Source organism: uncultured Candidatus Pelagibacter sp. (assembly GCF_943788075.1).
Lineage (GTDB): Bacteria > Pseudomonadota > Alphaproteobacteria > Pelagibacterales > Pelagibacteraceae > Pelagibacter.
In genome coordinates, this window is record NZ_CALSOW010000001.1 from 179,963 (window position 1) to 199,195 (window position 19,233).

The following is a 19,233-nucleotide window of genomic DNA, read 5'->3' on the forward strand; positions in this document are numbered from 1 at the left end:
TTTATTTTACTTTTTTTAAAAAAAATAAGTAAGAAAATAAAGATGTTGTTAAAACAAACAACATAGCAAACTTAAATGAGTTTATTTCAGAATAGTTAAAACTCATTCCCATATCTATTATAATTCCAATAATCCACTGTATAAAAAAAGCTCCAATGAAAATTAATAAATTAAAAGACGTAAGAGCTTTGCCTGCATTTTTAAGTGAAAAAGCCATTCCAACTGCTGGCTGTGTTAAAGATAAAAATATGGAGCTTACAATAAATAACGCCCAATGAATTGATCCAGCTTTTGGACCTAAATAAATTATTAGCGCAAGTATAATTAGGTTTAATGGAGCTCCAATTCTCAATAACCTAATAGCGTCATTCACATTTTTTGAAAATTTAGGCACAAAATAACCCCAGCACAAAAAAGAAACCAACATCGAAAAATAAATTAGAAACAATCCTTGTGCACTTTCATTAGGAGTGTAGCCTGAAACTTTTACCATCCATGGTCCAGCCCACAATGTTTGTATAGCAAATAAACCACCATAACTAAAAAAACCCATTGGGATTAAACTTTTAAACAAAGGATTTTTCCAAACGGTACTTAGTTTATTCTCGTTAAATTTTTCATTTTCAACACTTTTTGTCTGCCACTTAGGAATAAAAATTATTATTAAGATGATACAAGCAAATGTTAATAGAGCTAAAGATAAAAATATAACTCTCCATCCAACTAAAGGTAAAAAATATTGAACAGGCAGACTAGATGATAGCATTCCTATTGCACCAACCATTAACATCCATGAATTTGCTCTTTGTTGTGTTTCGTCTTGAAACCAAATTCGATAAGCTGTTAATGGTCCCATCAAGCATGCTCCAACCCCAACTCCAATCAAAACTCTTGAAATTAGAAGCATTGTTAAATTTTGAGCTGTTGCAAATAAAATCAACCCAACGATTGATAGAGATAAAAAATATGACAGTATTTTTCGAGGACCTTTAGAATCTAGCAAATATCCTAAGGGAATTTGTACACTTGCAAATCCTAAAAAATATCCTCCACCAAGAAGTCCTAATTCACCTGAGGTAAGATTAAATTCTGAAACTAATTCTGGAGAAATAGTTGCTGTAATTGCTCTAAGTAAAGTTGAGATAAAATAACCTAAAGCAAAAACTGTAAAAATTGTAATAGCTTTTGATTTAGCTAAAACAGGTTTATTCATGAATAAAGATTTAATTTACTTTATTTTTACAATTGCCTGTATTGAAAAACTCATCAATATTATCTATTGCTAAATTAGCCATCGCAGTTCTAGTATCTTTAGTTGCACTTCCAAGATGAGGTAAAATAAAAGCACTTTTAATTTTTAAATAACCTGGATTTAAATTTGGTTCACCTTTATAAACATCTAAGCCTGCTGCATAAATTTTTCTTCTATTTAAAGCATCAATTAATGCTTCATCGTCAACTATATCTCCCCTTGCAACGTTAGTAATAACCGCTCCTTTTGGAAAATATTCAACTGTTTCTTTATTAATTAAGTTTTCAGTTTCTTTGGTTGCTGGACAACAAATTGATAAAACATCTGATACTGAAAAGAGGCTTTTAATATTATCATGATAAATCGCACCTTGTTCTTTTTCGTCATTCAGTTTTGAACGGTTATGATAATGAATTATCATTCCAAGAGATCTTGCAATATTTGCAATTTTTTGTCCAATACGTCCCATTCCTAAAATACCAAGTCTTGTACCTGTCAGCTGTTTTCCAATAAGATAATCAGCAGACCATTTCCAGTTACTCTCCTTAGCAGCTTCTATTCCCTCGGCTGCTCTTCTACATGCTCCTAAAATAAGAAGAATTCCTATCTCTGCTGTAGCATCTGATAAAACTTCAGGTGTATTGGTTACTGCTATTCCTCTTTTTTTAGCTGCCTCTAAATCTATATTTCCAAAACCGACTGCAAAATTGGATATAACCTTTACCGTATCTGGAAGCTTATTAATTGTGTTTTCATCCATTTTATCAGTCAAAGATGTTAATACAGCATCACACCCTTGGCTTAGCTCAATTAACTTATCCTGGGAATATAACTCGTCATTTGAATTTAGTTTAGTTTCAAATGCTTTTTGAGCTTTGTCTTCACAATCTTTAAGTAATTTTCTTGTAACTAATATTTTTTTCATAATTAATTCCTTTGTAATACCTCAGGTTTTGGACCTCCTGTATACCAGTCTAAAACTTCAATTGTATGCAGAATAGGAACTTTTGTACCATGAGAAATTTGTGTAATACAACCAATATTTCCTGTTGAGATAAAATCAGGCTCTAAACTTTCAATATTATTAACTTTTTTTAATAGCAATTGTTTTGCAATTTTAGACTGCAAAATATTATATGTTCCTGCTGAACCACAACAAATATGGCCCTCTGGAATTTCTAATATTTCATTATTAGTTTTCTCTAATAAAGCCATTGGTTGAGAATGAATTTTTTGACCATGTTGCATCGAGCAAGCTGAGTGGTAAGCAACTTTATATTTTTTATTTTTTTCTTTAATATCTAGTTTTAAACTTTCAAAAATATATTCTGAAATATCTCTAGTTAATCCGGATATTATTTTTGCTTTTTTGCTTAATTCTTTATCATCTCTAAATATAAACCCATAATCCTTCATGGTGGTTCCACAGCCTGATGTGTTTGATAAAATAGCATCTAAATTACCTTTTTGATGTTCATCGTACCAAGTATTAATATTATTTTTAAAATCCTGATGTGCATCTTCTTCTTTTCCTAAATGGTGGTTTAATGATCCACAGCAACGAATTTTTTTTGGAACTACAACTTCAACACCATGTCTGTTTAACAATCTTATAGTAGCCTCATTAATTTGAGGTGAAATTTCTTTTTGGACACATCCCGTTAATAGTGCAACTCTTGCTATTTTTGTTCTGCCTTTAACTTTGTAAAGCTCCTTAACTGCTAATTGTTTTTTTGGAAAATGTGTAGGCATCAATTCCATCATATCTTTTATTTTTGATGGCATTAAAAATTTAAAAGGTTTGCTTAATTTTACTAAGAAACTTGATAATCTAAACATTCTAGTATTTGGAAGAGTAACAGACAAAAAATATCTTATCATTTTGTCAAAAAAAGATCTGTCGTAATTCTTTTCTATATACTTTTTACCATGATCAATAATATGCATATAATTAACTCCAGATGGACAGGTGGTCATGCAACTGTAACAAGATAAACATCTATCAATATGCTTCACTACTTTTTCAGTTGGTTTTCTATTATTTTCCAACATGTCTTTAATTAGATAAATCCGTCCTCTTGGTCCATCAAGTTCATCTCCTAAAAGTTGGTGAGTTGGGCATGTTGCATTGCACATCCCACAGTGAACACATTTTTTAAAAACTTTCTCTGTTGCTAAATTGTCTTTATCTTGTAATTGTTTTTCTGTAAAATTAGTTTGCATTAAACACCTCTATACATCTTTCCAGGGTTTAAAATTCTTTTTGGATCAAAACTTTTTTTTATTTTCTCTGAAATCATTAGGCGAATACTATCTACTGTAAAAATTGGCTCTCCATAATCATAATTTGAGGATGTTTTAACAATAGTCAAATAACCACCAAAATCATTAGCTAATTTTTTTAAATCTTTAATTTTTTCCTCTTTTTTTGATTGAACTTCAATCCAGAATAATGACCCACACCAATCAACATAATATTTGTATTTTTTTTCAAGAGATTTTAATAATTCAGCACCATGAGAAGGTGGAATTACTAATCTTAAAATATTATTTTTTGTTTTTTGAAAAATCTCTAAGTTATTTACTTTTTTCCAAAAAAGTTCAGACTGATAAATATCTAAAACTGAATAATCAAAATCTTTTAAATTTAACTCTTTTTTTAAAATTTTAATTTTTTCTTCAATAGAAATTTTATCTCCCTCAACTCTAAAAGCTAAAAAAGAAGTATTTAATTTAAGATCATTAAATTTAAAAACATCATTTTTATTTTTGATAAAATCCTCATTTTTTGGTTCCTCTGGAACATAAACAGCTCCTGAAATTTCACTGCTTGAACTTGATAATTTATTAAATAAATCAAATATTTTGCTTGCTTCATCAGTATAAACTGCGACGGTATTTGAAGAGTCTTTTTTAGGTAAAACCTTTAATGTAATTTCAGTTAAAGCAACTAAAGTTCCAAATGATCCAGCAATTAGTTTTGATAAATCATATCCTGTAACATTTTTTACAACTGTTCCACCTGATTTTATTATATCTCCTTTTCCATTAACTCCTTTAAAACCTAATACATGATCTCTTACACTGCCTACCTTAAATCTTCTAGATCCAGCATAATTACAGCATAAATAACCTGCCATAGTTCCTTTGTTAGAAATTCCGTCTTTAATAAATCCAAAATCAATTGGCTCGAACGCTAGCTCTTGATTGTTTTTACTCAATACTTTCTCAATCTCCTCTAAAGGGGTGCAAGCTTTTACTTTGATGTAAAGTTCTTCAGGCTTATAATCGATAATTCCCGATAATTTTGACAATGAAGTAGTGTTTGCAGATTGCGTTTTGTTTCCGATATAATTTTTTGAATTAGTTCCTATAATTTCAGTTGGAGAGTCTGATTTATATAGTTGTTTTATTAATTCTGAAACTTCTTGTTCGTTTTTTGGATAATAAGTATTATTAGAATCTTGGAAGATCTGGGAATTTATCTTTATTTTTGTGGACATGAACCCTTCCTTCCTCTGCACATTTTCTAAGAATTGGATAAACTTTTCCAGGATTTAACAAGTTTTTCTCATCTAATGATTTTTTTATGTTGAGCTGTTGTTCAATATCATCGTCGTTAAACATTTCGCACATCAACTCTCTTTTTTCAATTCCAACACCATGCTCTCCAGTTATCACTCCACCAAGTTTTACACAGGTTTTTAAAATTTCTGATCCAAACTCTTCTGTTTTTCTTAATTGATCTTTATCATTTCCATCAAACATGATTAGTGGATGAAGATTACCATCTCCTGCATGAAAACAATTTGCAACTGGTAAATTATATTTATTTGATAATCTTTTAATTTCTAATAAAGCTTCTGTTAATTTTCCTCTTGGAATTGAACCATCCATACAATAATAATCTGGTGCCATGGCTCCACACGCTGGAAAAGCAGCTTTTCTACCCGCCCAAAACGAAAGCCTTTCATTTTCATTTTTGCTTAATTTAAGACTAGAACAATTATTTTTTTTACAAATTAATTCTACTTTTTTAATTAATTCATTAACCTCAGACTCTGTTCCATCTAGTTCTACAATTAATAATAATTCTGCATCTCTTGGATATCCAGCTTTACTAAAATTATCTGTTGCCTCTATTAAAGCTTTATCCATTATTTCCATGCCCGCTGGCACTATACCACTTGAAATAATTTCAGATACAGAGTCTCCACCTTCTTGAATTGTAGAAAAGCCAATTAATGCTGCTTTAACTACTTCAGGTTTTTTTAAAATTTTAACTGTAACTTCTGTTACGACTCCTAACAATCCTTCTGAGCCACAAATTAATCCCATAAGATCGTAACCTTCTTGATCAAAAGATTTTCCACCTAGTCTACAAATCGTTCCATCCATCATAACCATTTCAACACCAAGTATATTATTTGTAGTTGTTCCATATTTTAATGAATGAACTCCTCCTGAATTTTCAGCTACATTTCCACCTATTGAACAAGCTAGTTGACTAGACGGGTCTGGAGCATAATAAAAACCTTTATGTTGTACTGCGTGTGTTATTCCAAGATTGGTAACTCCTGGCTGTGTAACAACACACTTATTATGATAGTCAATTTCTAAAATTTGATTAAATTTTCCAAGACCTAAAAGAATTGCGTCTTGTAATGGTAAAGCACCGCCAGATAAACCCGTGCCTGCTCCTCTAGGTACAACTTTTATGTTTTCCTCATGACAGTACTTTAAAATCTCACTCACTTGTTCAGTATTTTCTGGCAAAACTACTGCTAATGGTGTTTGAGTATAAACTGAAAGCGCATCAGTTTCGTAAGGTCTTAGTTCATCTGCTTCACTTAAAACGTTATCTGAATTTGTAAGTTTTGAAAGTTTCTTAACAATTTCTTTTTTTTTATCTATAATTGATTTTTCAATCTTGGGTAAAGCAATTTCAGACATACTTTTACATTTATCCTAGCATTTTTTTAATGTTTTCTAGAGCATTAGAAATATTGTCTTGAGATGCAGCAAAGCTAAATCTCACATAATCTTTACAAGTTTTTCCAAATGCAGTTCCAGGAACTATTGCAACGCCTGCTTCATGCATTGCTCTTTTGCAAAATTCTGAACCATCCATTCCGGTTCCTATAACTTTTGGGAAAGCATAAAATGCCCCTCCTGGTAAACTACACTCAACACCTGGCAGACTATTTAAACCTTCGTGAATTAACTTCCTTCTTTGGGTAAATTTTTCCATCATTAGATTAATAGAGTCATCCGGTCCATCTAAAGCAGCTACTCCTGCAAATTGAGCAGCTGCATTAACACATGAAACACTATTAATTAATAGTTTGTTTATATGCTCAATTAATTTTTCTGGCCAAAAACTCCAACCCAATCTCCAGCCAGTCATTGAATAAGCTTTACTCCAACCCTCTAAAACAATTAATCTATCTCTTAGTTCTGGATAATTGAAGAAAGTTGGCATTTCTTTACCATCAAAAATTTGTCTACTGTAAATTTCATCACTCAAGATAGTAACGTGTGGATGTTTTTTTAATCCTTCAGCTAATTTATCTACTTCTGATTTTTCAACAAAACTTCCTGTTGGGTTATTTGGATTTATTAAAATTAACAATCTAGTTTTATCGGTTATTAAAGATAAAATTTTATCTGCACTAAATTTTAAATCTTTGTCCTCTGTCAAATCGTAAGGAACTGCTGTAGACCCAGTATAATTAATCATAGACTCATAAATTGGGAATGCAGGAGTTGGATGAATTATTTCTGCTCCAGGCTCCCCAAAGCATTGTATGGCGTAGTGCATGGTAGGCTTGCCCCCCGGCATAATTGTAATTCTTTCAGCATCTACGTCAGCGTTGTAACGTTTTTTTATCCATCTTGTTACAGCTTGCCTACATTCTATGATTCCATTGGATAAAACATACCCATGATGTCCGTCATCTAAAGCTTTTTTTGCAGCCTCTACAATATGCTTAGGAGTTTTGAAATCAGGTTGACCCAGTCCCAAATGTATCATTGGGTTTCCTGCTGCTTCTAATTTTTTAGCTTCCGCTAAAACACTAAATGCTGATTCTGTACCCAAACGATTAAGACTTGCTGCTAATTTCATATTCTATTTCCCCTTATAAATTATTTTCTATAAATTAGTTTTGTTCTATTTAACTCTTTAATATTTTTACACCCCATTAATACCATATTTCGATTTATTTCATCATGCATATTCTGCAAAAGACGTTCAACACCTGGTTGGCCTCCCGCACCCAATGAAAATAAGAACATTTTACCAAAGCTACATGCAGTCGCACCAGCAGCTAATGCTTTTAAAACATGCGTTCCTCTTCTAATTCCACCATCTAAAATAATTTCAAGCTTATCACCAACAGCATCTGAAATTTCTTTGACCTGATCAAATGGAGATCTTGAGCCATCCAATTGTCTTCCTCCATGATTAGAAATCATAATAGCGGTACAACCAATATCAATTGCTCTTTTTGCATCTTCAACTGACATCACACCTTTTAAAGCAAATGGTTTATTCCATTTTTTAACACAATACTCTGCATCTTTCCAATTCATAGCCGGATCATATTGTTCATTAATATATTCAATTACTGACTTTGCAATATTGGTTCCTTTATCTGTCTTCTTTGCAACATTAGATAATTCAAATTTTTTATGTGTGAAATAATTAAAAACCCATTCAGGTCTCATTGCAAAACTCATTAGGCTTTGAATAGTAAGTTTTGGAGGAGTGGTAAAACCTGTTCTGTGATCTCTTTCTCTATTTCCAGCAACTAAAGTATCGACAGTCAGACACATTCCATCGTAACCAGATACTCTACATCTTTCAATTAAATCATCCGTGATTGATTGATCTTTATGAACATAAAGTTGAAATAATTTTGGACCTTTTGAAATTCCTGCAATTTCTTCAATTGTGTTGTTGCCATTGTAGACATACTATAAAAAGTTCCAAACTTTTCAGCTGCACGAGCTGAAGCTTTATCACCATCATGATGATAAAGTCTTTGCATAGCAGTTGGAGATAAAAATATTGGCATATCAATTTTTTTTCCAAAAACAGTCGTTGATAAATCTGGTTTACCTACACTAGCCAAGACATTAGGAATTAGGTCACAATCGTTAAAAGCATCAGTGTTTCTTTTAAGAGTAGACTCATCGTCTGCACCACCGTCAATATAGTGAAATATGGGTGATGGTAATCTTTTTTTTGCTAATTTTCTAAAGTCCTCAAAATTATAACAATCTTTTAAATTCATAATTGGTCTTTCTTTTTTTTAAAAAAATTTTTAAAGACTATTACACCTCCTATTAAAAATATCAATATTGGCAGCAACCATAGTATGTATGTATTTTTGTTAAGCTCAGGATCATACAAAATCCATTCACCATATTTAATTTTCAAATAATCATAAATTTGATTTTCTGATAATCCTTCATTAAGTTTTTGTTTAACTAGAATTTTTAAACTGTTAGCAAATTCAGAGTCTGAATCATAAACAGATTGTCCTTGGCAGACTAAACAACGTAAATTTTTAGTTATCTGGTTTCTTTCATCTTGATCATCTGCTTTTACAGAATTTAGATGAATTAAGAAAAAAAAGATTAAAAATACTTTTAAAATATTCATTTAATTAATTGTTTGATTTCACTAATTGAATTTTGATTTAAGGGTCCAATATATTTTTTAATAATCTTATTATTATAAATTAAAAATGACTCGGGAACTCCATAAGCTCCCCATTCTATAGCCTTGATACCATCTACATCTATAAATATTTTTTTATAAGGGTTTCCTAGCTCTTGTAAAAAATTTACAGCATTTTTTTTATTATCTTTATAGTTTAATCCAATAATATTTATTTTATCATTTAGTGATAGCGTCATTAATAGTGGGTGTTCCTGTCGACATGGCACACACCATGAGGACCAAATATTAAACAAATAAATTTTATTAGACTCAAATATATCTGATGATTTTAAAATTTTATCAGAATAAAAATCTTTTGAATTGAAGATTGGTATATCTTTTTTCACATTTAAGTTAGGGGTATAGATATTTGTATCTTCTAAGCCTTTATAAAAAATAATGAAAATAATTCCAAAAATTAAGATAACAAAAAAAGGTAATAATTTTTTTTTCATGATCTTTTTTTCAAAAAGCTTAACAAACCCCCTATTGATATCAATATCACTGATAACCAAATCCATAACATAAAAGGTTTGACTTGATACCTAACATTAAAAAAATTTTGATTCTGAACTAAATTGATTACAATAAACCTATCTTCCATAAGAGTTGTTTTAATGTCAGCTTCACTAGTTACAATTATTGGTTGGTTATAAATTCTTAGTTCTGGTGAAAATTTATCTATCTCTCCATTTGAATTCTGGATATTAAAATTTGCTATAATAGATTTGTAGTTTGTTTCTTGTTTTTGATTAACACTTTCAAAAACTATTTTGGTCTCAGAATTTTCGAACGTTTCTCCAACTTTTAAATTTGTAATTATTTCACTTGAAAAAAGATTATTAAATAAGATGCTTAAAATAAATATACTAAATCCAAAATGAGCAATATTTTGAGAAATATTTTTAAGCTTATCAACAAAAAAATCTCGTAAAGAAATAAAAAATAAATAAAATGCGCTCGATATCAAAACTGTATTAATTAAAATATTTTGGCTAAAATTTTTAAGAATTAGATAGGCTAATAAAATGGAAATGATTAATAAAATAATAAGATATATTTTGTCTTCTAATTGAGATTTAATCCATTTCAATCTTGGACCTATAGCCATCATCAACAAAAATGGTATCAAAAATGGGACTAATAATTTATTATAAAATGGAGGCCCGACTGATATTTTTTCAGAAGTTATCACATCAAGAAATATTGGATATACTGTTCCTATTAGTACAACAGATAAAAAATACATCATAAACCAATTATTAATTAAAATTGAAGTTTCTTTACTTAACCAGAAAAAACTATGGGAAATTTTTTCCTCATTTTTGTTAAAAAAGAAAAAAATAAATAAAGAAATAAATATTAAAATAAATAAAAAAATTAAAATAAATAATCCCCTTTCTGGATCATTTGCAAATGTATGTACTGAATTTAATATGCCCGATCTAACTAAAAATGTTCCACACATGCTTAAAGTGAATGTTGCTATTGAAAGAATTATTACCCATGAAGATAAAATAGATTTTCTTTCGAGAACTAATATACAATGCAAAAGAGTGGTTAAAGCAAGCCATGGCATTAAGGAAACATTTTCAACCGGATCCCAAAACCAAAACCCTCCCCAACCTAATTCATAGTAAGCCCAGATAGATCCCAACAAAATTCCCAGAGTTAAAAATACCCAAGAAGCAAGAATCCATTTTTTAATATGAGATGCCCATTTTTTAGAAACTAGATTAAGACTTGTTGCTGCTAAAGCAGATGAAAATATAATTGATGAACCAACATAACCTAAATATAAAATTGGGGGATGTATTGCTAAAGCTGGATCTTGCAATATTGGATTGAGCCCCAAACCTTCTACTGGGATTGGAAATAGATAATTAAATGGGTTTGATGTCTCAATTAAAAAAAGGAAAAAACCTATAATTATTATTTGCTGAAATATTAAAGTTAAAAGCTTGTATTTTATAGGTTGATTTTTAGTCTTTAAAATAAAGATAAAAATAAAAAGTGTAAGTACAAGCAACCATAATAATAAACTGCCCTCATGATTTCCCCAGGTACCTGCTATTTTATAAAAGAAAGGTTTTGTGGTGTGTGAATTATTAAATACCGTTTCATTACTAAAATCAGATAATACAAAAGAGATAATCAAACTCAAAAAGCTAACTACAACTAAAAAAAATTGTAAAAATGTAAACGACAAAATGTTTACACTTATGGTTTTAGAATTTTGAAAATTTTTGACTGAAAAAAAAATAATAAGCAAACTCACTCCCAAGCCTAAAATTAATGAATAATATCCAATAGTGCTATAAAGCAATTTATTTCTCCTCTAATGCCGCTTTTACTTCTGGAGGCATATAATTTTCATCGTGCTTAGCTAAAATTTTTGTGGCAGAAAAAAAATTTCTGTCTTTTAAAATGCCCTCTGCTACTACTCCTTTTTCTTCTTCAAAAAGATTTGGTATTGCACCTGCATAAGTAACATTTATTTCATTTTTAAAATCTGTAATTATAAAGTTGATTTCATTAGCATTTACAGAAATAGAGTCCTTTTTAACCATGCCTCCAATCCTAATTTTTTTTTTATTTAACTCTGCAGACAAATTGATTTCAGAAGGAGATTGAAAATAAACAACATTTTCTTCAAGTGATTTTAAAATCAAAAAAACAGTTAATATTAAAGTAATTAAAACTATTACTATGAATAAGAATCTTAATTTAACTTTGCGACCATACATGGCTCAAAAGTTAATTATTTGAGGCGTTAGCTAAAATTTCTTTGTTAATTCTTTGTGATTTTGCAGATTTAGCTTTGTCTGTATTAAGTGATCCAAACTTAGCAACAAATTTGTTTTGTTCTTTGACAAATTGAGTTTTTGTAACAAAATATAGAGTTGCAAAACTCGAAAGCGTAAAGATGAAAGCAGAGAATACATAAATTCCGTATCCATTCATAAAAAGTAATTCATTTATCATAATCTATCTAAGCCTTTATTTTTAATTTTTATCAGTTCTGTATTATATTTCATTAAGAAAATTAGCAATGAAAAAAGAGCAAATGCCGCAGTCATTATTAGCAAAGGAAAAAGCATAGATGAGTGAATTGAGCTTTTTGATAAAATATTTATAGAGGCTGGTTGATGAAGTGTGTTCCACCAGTCTACTGAGTATTTGATAATAGGAATATTAACTATGCCCAGTATTGTAATAAAAGTTGTGATCTTAAAAACTTTTTCTTCACTTTCGTAAATTCTCCATGAAATTAAATACATTGCATAAAATAATGCTAAAATTAACATTGAAGTAATTCTAGCATCCCATGCCCACCAGGTTCCCCATGTTGGCTTTCCCCAAATAGCTCCTGTAACTAATGCAATAACATTAAAAACAAACCCAGAGGGAGCTAGACTTTTAGATATTAAAAAAAAGTTTTTATTTTTAAAAATAAATCCACTAATGGATAAAAAAGTTATAGAAGAAAAAATACCTAACGAAATCCAAGCTGCTGGAACATGAACATACATAATTCTTACAGCATCACTTTGTTTATAATCTTCAGGGGACAAAATTAGTGCTTCAGTTAATCCCACAGAAAGTACAATAACAAATAAAAATAAAATATATTTTGGAGCTTTAGATGTTATTTGAAAAATTTTGTTTGGATGTAAAAAGTTTAAACATAATTAATTAATGATGTTTATTATGAAAAGGATTTCCGATCAAGAATGCAGAGGGAGACAATAACTTGAAATTAAAATTTAACATCCTTGATCAGAATATAGGTAAAATTAATTAATATATATGGCCTTGATTTGAGCTAAATGTGTTTGAAAAATGATTGATTTAGTTAGACATCTTAAAATAGCTAGAGCCTTTTTTGCCTGAAAAAATCTCTTCAATTAGAGGATGTTTTATTGGCTCATCTGAGTCATCCATAAGAAGATTTTGTTCTGAAACATAAGCTTCATAAGTTATCTCGTCATTTTCAGCTAACAAATGATAAAAAGGCTGATCTTTTCTTGGTCTTACATTTTTTGGGATAGATTGATACCATTCTTCAGAATTATTAAATTCAAAATCTACATCATATATTACCCCTCTAAATTCGAAGTGTTTATGTTTTACAATGTCTCCAATAGAGAATTTAGCTTTTTGAATTGGCATTGCTATTAGTATGGGTATTTAAAAATAAAAATCAATGCTTAAAATATTAATGTTTTGTGATGTGGCAAATATGCTAATATCTTTCAAGTGAATAAATCTTTTTTAAAATTTGTTACAGATTTTGGACCATTAGCTATATTTTTTTTCTATTACTACAATAGTGATAAAAATTTATCGGTTGCTATTCCTCCACTTATAGTTGCAACTTTAATTGCGTTAATTGTTGTTTGGTTTTTTGAAAAAAAAATTCCAATGATGCCGCTAATAAGTGGTATCTTAATCACATTTTTTGGTGGATTAACAATTTATTTCAATGATCCTATATTTATTTATGTTAAGCCAACAATCATTAATATTTTGTTTGCTTTAGCTTTATTTTTTGGAAAGTATTTTACCAATGAACCTGTTTTAAAAAAAATTATGGGTAAATCAATTCCATTAACTGATATTGGTTGGGAATTATTGAATAAAAGATGGATGTTTTTTTTCTTTGGTCTAGCAATATTAAATGAATGTATTTGGAGGACACAAACTGAGGAGTTTTGGGTTAACTTCAAAGTCTGGGGAATGTTGCCAATAACTATTATTTTTACAGGTTTTCAGATACCATTAATTAACAAACACAAAATTGATGCCTAACAATTTAAAACTAGTTGTCAATAATCCTCACAAACAATTAGAAGAAAAACAATTTTTTGAAAGGAATGAACTTAAGATTATTTTAGATTTATATGCAAAAATGGTCTCAGAGGGATCATGGAAAGATTATGGCTTAAGTATCTCTAGTAAACAGGTTAGCTTTAGTGTTTTTAAAAATGCTGCAGAAAATGCTTTATATAAAATTTGTAAAAACTTTAAGCCTAAAAATAAAAATCTTAAATATTTAATAACAGATACCAATGGAAAAATTTTAAAAAACTCTTTTGACCTTAAGTTATTATTAGAGAATACTAATTGGAAAAAATTACAAAAATAAAATTATCTTCTTTGTCCGAATAATCTTAACAACATTATAAATAAGTTTATAAAGTCCAAGTAAAGTGTAAGAGCACCCATCACAGCTTTTTTTCCCATGATCTCACCTGTATCACTTGCAGCATACATGTTTTTAATTTTTTGAGTGTCATAAGCAGTTAAACCAACAAAAATTAAAACACCTAAGATTGATATCACAAAATACATCATTGAAGATTTCAAAAATATATTAACTATTGAAGCAATAATTATTCCAATTAAGCCCATCATTAAAAATGAACCTAATTTTGTTAAATCTCTTTTAGTTGTGTAACCATAAATGCTCATTGCACCAAAAGTTGCTGAACATATAAAGAAAACTCTTGTTACACTCATACCAGTGTAAACTAATAAAATCGAAGATAATGATAAGCCCATTAATCCCGCAAAAATCCAAAAAGTTATTTGAGCTTTTGAAGCACTCATTTTATTAATTCCAAAACTCATATAAAAAACTATTCCTAAAGGTGCCAACATAACCAACCATTTTAATCCAGACATATAGATTGCATTACCCACTGATGTTAGACCAACTATAGATCCAGCATCATTTGTCACCACTGACATTTTAAATGTTATAAGTGCAACTATTCCTGTTAATAAAATTCCAGTTGCCATGTAATTATAAACTTTTAACATGTAGGCTCTTAAGCCTTCATCCATTACAACTGTTGACTGTTGAGCTGCTTTAGCTCTGTTCAAAATTCCGTTTTTATTAAATTCCATGATGAGTGATATATAATAGTCTTTTACTAATTATTCAAGATACCTTAAAAGATTAAAAATATCGAAATTAAACATAAAACCATTATGAATTATAAAAAATTAGGTAATACTGATCTTAATGTAAGCACAATTTGTCTCGGTACTATGACTTGGGGTGAGCAAAACACTCAAGAAGAGGGTTTTGAACAAATGGATTACGCTTTAGACCAAGGTGTTAATTTTTGGGATACCGCTGAACTATACGCTGTTCCTCCAAGAGAGGAAACTTATGGTCATACTGAAATCATAATTGGTAACTGGTTTCAAAAAATCAAAAAAGAGAGACAAGGTTATTTTGGCATCAAAAGTTGCTGGTCCCATGAGAGCTTATTTGAGAGGTGGTGGAAATAATTATGGTATAGATAAAATGACCGAAGCAGTTAATGACAGCTTAAAAAGATTACAAACAGATTATATTGATCTCTACCAACTACACTGGCCTGAAAGAAATACAAATATGTTTGGTCGTCTTGGATATGAACATAAGGAAAATGGCGAATGGAATAAATTTGAAGATGTTCTTGGTAACCTTAAAAAGTTTGTAGATGAAGGAAAAATTAGAAAAATTGGTTTATCAAATGAAACACCATGGGGTGTTTCTAAATATTTAGAGCTATCTAAAGAAAAAGATTTGCCTAGAATGATGTCTATTCAAAATCCTTACAGCTTGTTAAATAGAACCTATGAAGTAGGATTGGCGGAAATGTCTATCAGGGATGAAATTGGTCTTTTAGCATATTCACCTTTAGCTAGTGGATATTTATCTGGAAAATATAGAAACAATCAATTGCCTAAAAATTCTAGGATTGAGAGAGATCCTAATTTTTGGACAAGATATGCAAAACCAAATACAGAAAAAGCAGTTGATGCTTATTATGAAATTGCTAAAAAGTATGGTCTCGATTTAGCTCAAATGTCTTTAAAATTTTTAGAAATTCAGCCTTTTGTTACCTCTGTTATTATTGGAGCAACCACCATGGAGCAGTTGAAAACAAATATAGAAAGTGTAAACATAAAATTATCTGATGATGTCATTAAAGAAATTAATAACGTTCAAACAATTTATCCAAATCCATGTCCATAATTAAAAAAATTTTATTATTAGTATCAATATTTTTTGTTAGCTACTTCAGTCAGATCTCGGCTGAAGAGATAAAAAAAATTGGAAAATATAAAGACTGGGAAGCAATGGTTGTAACTGATACAAATGGCAAAGTATGCTTTGCTCAATCATCTCCCATTTTACAAGCTCCAAAATCAAATAAGAGAGATGCAAAATTATTTATTGCTTTTAGGCCCACTGAAAAAATAATTGATGAAGTGAGTGTTACTGGAGGTTATGAATTTAATAAAAATAACTCAGTAGTTGCTCAATCAGGAAAGAATAAATTCAAATTTGATATCAAAGAACAAGGTTTTGCTTGGATCGACTGACACTAAGATAGAATTCAGAATGATTAAGAGAATGAAAAAAGGTTCTCGAATAATGATAACTGGATATAATCAAAAAGGATCTCAAACAATTGATCACTATTCATTGCTAGGATTTACTAAAGCTTATAATTCTACAAAAAAAGCTTGTAGTTAAATATAAATGAAATCAAAAAAGAAATTGTTCTAGCCTATTCTGGGGGTCTTGATACTTCTATAATATTAAAATGGCTTCAGGAAAATTATGATGCAGAAGTAATTTGTTATACCGCAGATGTTGGACAAGAAATTGATAGAAAAAAAATTATAAATAACGCAAAAAAATTTGGTGTTAAAAATATTATAATAAAAGATTTAAAAGATACATTTGTTAAAGATTATGTTTATCCAATGATCAGAGGTCACGCAATTTATGAAGGTGTTTATTTATTGGGTACATCAATAGCAAGACCACTTATTGCAAAAGATCAAATTAGAGTTGCTAAAAAATTTAAAGCCTATGCAGTTTCACATGGAGCAACTGGAAAAGGGAATGATCAAGTACGATTTGAATTGGGATATCATTACTTTGGACCAAATATAAAAATCATTGCGCCATGGAGAATTTGGAAATTAAAATCTAGAACAGATCTAATCAATTATGCCAAAAAACATGAAATATCTATTCCAAAAGATAAAAAAGGAGCCCCTCCTTTTTCAATAGACGATAATTTATTTCATACTTCAACAGAAGGCAAAGTTTTAGAAAATCCAAAAAATTCAGCACCAGAATTTATTTTTCAAAGATCAGTATCACCAGAAAAAGCTCCTAATAAACCAAGCTTTGTAACTATCAATTTTAAAAATGGTGATCCATTTTCAATAAATGGAAAAAAACTAACTCCTGCAAAACTATTAGAAAAACTCAATCAGCTTGGAGGAAAAAATGGAATTGGAAGAGTTGATTTGGTTGAGAATAGATTTATTGGAATAAAATCTAGAGGGGTATACGAAACTCCAGGTGGTACATTGTTAATGTATGCACATAGGGCAATTGAGTCTGTTACTCTTGATAAAGAAACTATGCATAAAAAAGATCAGGTGATGCCAAGATATGCTGAGTTAATTTACAACGGTTATTGGTATTCAAAAGAAAGATTTAAGCTTCAAAAAATTGTAGATCTTAGAAAGAATAAAGTGAATGGATCAGTTAGACTTAAACTTTATAAAGGAAATGTAATTATAGAGTCCAGACAAACAAAAAGTTCTGCATATTCAATGAAAAAAGTTTCATTTGAAGAAAATAAGACATTTAATAAATCAAATGTTGAAAGATTTATTAATTTTCATAAAAAAAAACTTCGTTCTTAAATCGATGAAAATAAATGTTTTTGCAGACACTATTTGTGGATGGTGTTTCATTGGGCACAGAAATTTGAGTACAGCCTTAAAAAAATTTCCAGAAGTAAAGTTTGATATCAAACATACTCCATTTCAACTAAACCCAGATATGCCAACTGAGGGAATTTCTAGAGATAAATATTTAGAAATAAAATTTGGTGGGAAAAATTATGCTGCACCTATGTATAAAAATATGAGATTAAAAGGAAATGAGTCAGGCATTAATTTTAATTTAGATAAAATTAAAAAAACTCCAAATACTGTACTTTCCCATTTGTTAATTATTTTAAGTGAACAATTCAATTTACAGAATGAAGTTAAAGAAAAAATATATCAGTCATATTTTATTGATGAACTCGATATTGGAGATATCAATATTTTAGTTGATATTGCTAAGGAATATAATATTGCAGAAAATATTTTCCAAGATTTCATTAATGAAAAAAATATTGAACTTATAAATTCAAAACTATCTATAGCTAGGGAGAAAAATATCAGTGGCGTTCCTTTTTTTGAGATAGGAAAAGATTTTATTTCAGGTGCTCAAAGCTCAATTCAATTAGAAAACGTTATTAAAGCAAATTTAAACTAATATTTAGGACAATTTAACAATTGTTATAATTTTAAAAAATTATAACTTAGTTTTATGGAATCACTAAAAAACTGGATGGTAGATGCAGCAAATATCTTGTTTGATGACAGTAAAAATGATCTAAGATCTTTGCCAAGATCTGTAAGATTGCAAATTTTATTAGTTTTAAGTTTTATTTGGACAACAGTTTTTAGCTTATATATTTTTTCTTATACAACTTTTGCATTTGGTTGGGCGGGGCTTTATATTGCACATATTGGTTTAATATTTGCAGTATACATGACCTTTAAACATTTTCATAAAGCAGAAGAAAAATCTAGCAGCGTTTTTAAAACCAAAAACTTTGACCCTTTTAAAATAATGGTAATTGTTTTTGTCGTAGTATTCATTTTTGTATTTTCGAAAGGAATTGAAGTTTTAACTAGCCCTAATCCTAGCTCTTATTCTATTCCTTATGATGGACCGTCTAAATCGGTATTTGAAAAATGGCTCCCATTTAGTAAAGATAAATAATGGAAAAAATAGCAAAAAATTTACAACTTGCATTAATGTGTATTATTTTAATTAGCACAGTAATTGCTGTCGGTATGGAAATAAAGAATATGTTTCTTAACCAGTCAGTAACATTAGCTGATTTGCTTTTAATGTTTTTATATTTAGAAGTACTGGCAATGGTAAGAGTATTTTGGGATCAACAGTCAATCAGCATAACTCTACCACTATTAATTGCCATCACGGCCCTTGCTAGATTTATAATACTGCAAGGAAAAGAAATGGACCCAACAGCATTAGTTTATGAGGCTGTTGCAATAGTTCTTATTGCGGCTGCAATTGTGATTCTAAGATTAAGGCACAGTGATAAATTGGGTCTAAAAAGAAAAAAATCCAAATAATTTA

General features: G+C 29.5%; 22 protein-coding genes and 2 pseudogenes. 9 read left to right on the forward strand and 15 right to left on the reverse strand.

Annotation, left to right across the window (positions count from 1 at the left end; genetic code table 11):
* Window position 1: 1 nt before the first annotated feature.
* From Q0X98_RS01030 to hspQ, 14 genes and pseudogenes are all read right to left on the reverse strand, one after another.
* Window positions 2-1,213: an MFS transporter gene (locus tag Q0X98_RS01030; RefSeq protein WP_297680589.1), complete on the reverse strand. Its 1,212-nt coding sequence runs from the start codon at window positions 1,211-1,213 to the stop codon at window positions 2-4.
* Window positions 1,214-1,223: 10 nt separating this feature from the next.
* Window positions 1,224-2,177 carry a D-glycerate dehydrogenase gene (locus Q0X98_RS01035; protein WP_297680591.1) on the reverse strand — a complete coding sequence of 318 codons (954 nt, stop codon included), beginning with the start codon at window positions 2,175-2,177 and terminating at the stop codon, window positions 1,224-1,226.
* A 2-nt stretch (window positions 2,178-2,179) separates the two neighbouring features.
* Window positions 2,180-3,475, reverse strand: coding sequence for a glycolate oxidase subunit GlcF (glcF, locus tag Q0X98_RS01040; RefSeq protein WP_297680593.1), 1,296 nt, complete (start codon window positions 3,473-3,475; stop codon window positions 2,180-2,182).
* Complete coding sequence (locus Q0X98_RS01045) at window positions 3,475-4,755, reverse strand: FAD-binding protein (protein ID WP_297680595.1); 1,281 nt, start codon at window positions 4,753-4,755, stop codon at window positions 3,475-3,477. The genes glcF and Q0X98_RS01045 overlap by 1 nt, the downstream gene beginning before the upstream one ends.
* Window positions 4,709-6,205 carry an FAD-linked oxidase C-terminal domain-containing protein gene (locus tag Q0X98_RS01050; protein ID WP_297680597.1) on the reverse strand — a complete coding sequence of 499 codons (1,497 nt, stop codon included), beginning with the start codon at window positions 6,203-6,205 and terminating at the stop codon, window positions 4,709-4,711. Before Q0X98_RS01050 ends, Q0X98_RS01045 begins: the two co-directional genes overlap by 47 nt.
* 10 nt (window positions 6,206-6,215) lie before the next feature.
* A complete protein-coding gene (locus tag Q0X98_RS01055; RefSeq protein WP_297680599.1) occupies window positions 6,216-7,379 on the reverse strand; it encodes an aminotransferase class I/II-fold pyridoxal phosphate-dependent enzyme in 1,164 nt (387 codons plus the stop codon).
* Between the two features lie 20 nt (window positions 7,380-7,399).
* Window positions 7,400-8,550 (reverse strand): annotated as a pseudogene (locus tag Q0X98_RS01060) (alpha-hydroxy acid oxidase).
* Entirely contained in the window at window positions 8,547-8,921 is a 375-nt protein-coding gene (locus tag Q0X98_RS01070; protein WP_297680603.1) for a cytochrome c-type biogenesis protein, read from the reverse strand. Before Q0X98_RS01070 ends, Q0X98_RS01060 begins: the two are co-directional and overlap by 4 nt.
* Entirely contained in the window at window positions 8,918-9,436 is a 519-nt protein-coding gene (locus Q0X98_RS01075; protein ID WP_297680605.1) for a DsbE family thiol:disulfide interchange protein, read from the reverse strand. Before Q0X98_RS01075 ends, Q0X98_RS01070 begins: the two co-directional genes overlap by 4 nt.
* Window positions 9,433-11,139: a heme lyase CcmF/NrfE family subunit gene (locus tag Q0X98_RS01080; protein ID WP_320415250.1), complete on the reverse strand. Its 1,707-nt coding sequence runs from the start codon at window positions 11,137-11,139 to the stop codon at window positions 9,433-9,435. Before Q0X98_RS01080 ends, Q0X98_RS01075 begins: the two co-directional genes overlap by 4 nt.
* A 169-nt stretch (window positions 11,140-11,308) precedes the next feature.
* Window positions 11,309-11,728, reverse strand: coding sequence for a cytochrome c maturation protein CcmE (gene ccmE / locus Q0X98_RS01085; RefSeq protein ID WP_297680609.1), 420 nt, complete (start codon window positions 11,726-11,728; stop codon window positions 11,309-11,311).
* A gap of 10 nt (window positions 11,729-11,738) precedes the next feature.
* On the reverse strand, window positions 11,739-11,966 hold the full coding sequence (locus Q0X98_RS01090) for a hypothetical protein (protein WP_297680611.1): 228 nt from the start codon (window positions 11,964-11,966) through the stop codon (window positions 11,739-11,741).
* On the reverse strand, window positions 11,963-12,643 hold the full coding sequence (gene ccmC, locus Q0X98_RS01095; RefSeq protein ID WP_297681083.1) for a heme ABC transporter permease CcmC: 681 nt from the start codon (window positions 12,641-12,643) through the stop codon (window positions 11,963-11,965). The genes Q0X98_RS01090 and ccmC overlap by 4 nt, the downstream gene beginning before the upstream one ends.
* A 190-nt stretch (window positions 12,644-12,833) precedes the next feature.
* Window positions 12,834-13,154 carry a heat shock protein HspQ gene (gene hspQ / locus Q0X98_RS01100; RefSeq protein ID WP_023649273.1) on the reverse strand — a complete coding sequence of 107 codons (321 nt, stop codon included), beginning with the start codon at window positions 13,152-13,154 and terminating at the stop codon, window positions 12,834-12,836.
* A gap of 87 nt (window positions 13,155-13,241) precedes the next feature.
* On the opposite strand from hspQ, the gene Q0X98_RS01105 reads away from it, so the two are divergent.
* Window positions 13,242-13,793 carry a septation protein A gene (locus Q0X98_RS01105; RefSeq protein ID WP_028036038.1) on the forward strand — a complete coding sequence of 184 codons (552 nt, stop codon included), beginning with the start codon at window positions 13,242-13,244 and terminating at the stop codon, window positions 13,791-13,793.
* Window positions 13,786-14,130, forward strand: coding sequence for a DUF2794 domain-containing protein (locus Q0X98_RS01110; protein WP_297680616.1), 345 nt, complete (start codon window positions 13,786-13,788; stop codon window positions 14,128-14,130). The genes Q0X98_RS01105 and Q0X98_RS01110 overlap by 8 nt, the downstream gene beginning before the upstream one ends.
* Window positions 14,131-14,132: 2 nt before the next feature.
* On the opposite strand, the gene Q0X98_RS01115 is transcribed toward Q0X98_RS01110, so the two are convergent.
* Entirely contained in the window at window positions 14,133-14,894 is a 762-nt protein-coding gene (locus Q0X98_RS01115; RefSeq protein WP_297680618.1) for a Bax inhibitor-1/YccA family protein, read from the reverse strand.
* 84 nt (window positions 14,895-14,978) lie between these two features.
* On the opposite strand from Q0X98_RS01115, the pseudogene Q0X98_RS01125 reads away from it, so the two are divergent.
* From Q0X98_RS01125 to Q0X98_RS01155, 7 genes and pseudogenes are all read left to right on the forward strand, one after another.
* Window positions 14,979-16,017: pseudogene (locus Q0X98_RS01125) on the forward strand (aldo/keto reductase).
* Window positions 16,008-16,367, forward strand: coding sequence for a hypothetical protein (locus tag Q0X98_RS01130; RefSeq protein WP_297680624.1), 360 nt, complete (start codon window positions 16,008-16,010; stop codon window positions 16,365-16,367). The pseudogene Q0X98_RS01125 and the gene Q0X98_RS01130 overlap by 10 nt, the downstream one beginning before the upstream one ends.
* Before the next feature lie 52 nt (window positions 16,368-16,419).
* A complete protein-coding gene (locus tag Q0X98_RS01135) occupies window positions 16,420-16,521 on the forward strand; it encodes a hypothetical protein (RefSeq protein ID WP_297680626.1) in 102 nt (33 codons plus the stop codon).
* Window positions 16,522-16,532: 11 nt separating this feature from the next.
* The gene (locus Q0X98_RS01140) at window positions 16,533-17,714 is read left to right on the forward strand and encodes an argininosuccinate synthase (protein WP_297681085.1); all 1,182 of its coding nucleotides are present in this window, start codon (window positions 16,533-16,535) and stop codon (window positions 17,712-17,714) included.
* A 4-nt stretch (window positions 17,715-17,718) separates the two neighbouring features.
* Window positions 17,719-18,336 carry a DsbA family oxidoreductase gene (locus tag Q0X98_RS01145; protein ID WP_297680628.1) on the forward strand — a complete coding sequence of 206 codons (618 nt, stop codon included), beginning with the start codon at window positions 17,719-17,721 and terminating at the stop codon, window positions 18,334-18,336.
* 54 nt (window positions 18,337-18,390) lie between these two features.
* Entirely contained in the window at window positions 18,391-18,849 is a 459-nt protein-coding gene (locus tag Q0X98_RS01150; protein ID WP_028036045.1) for a UbiA family prenyltransferase, read from the forward strand.
* The gene (locus tag Q0X98_RS01155; protein WP_028036046.1) at window positions 18,849-19,229 is read left to right on the forward strand and encodes a phosphate-starvation-inducible PsiE family protein; all 381 of its coding nucleotides are present in this window, start codon (window positions 18,849-18,851) and stop codon (window positions 19,227-19,229) included. The genes Q0X98_RS01150 and Q0X98_RS01155 overlap by 1 nt, the downstream gene beginning before the upstream one ends.
* Window positions 19,230-19,233: the final 4 nt, after the last annotated feature.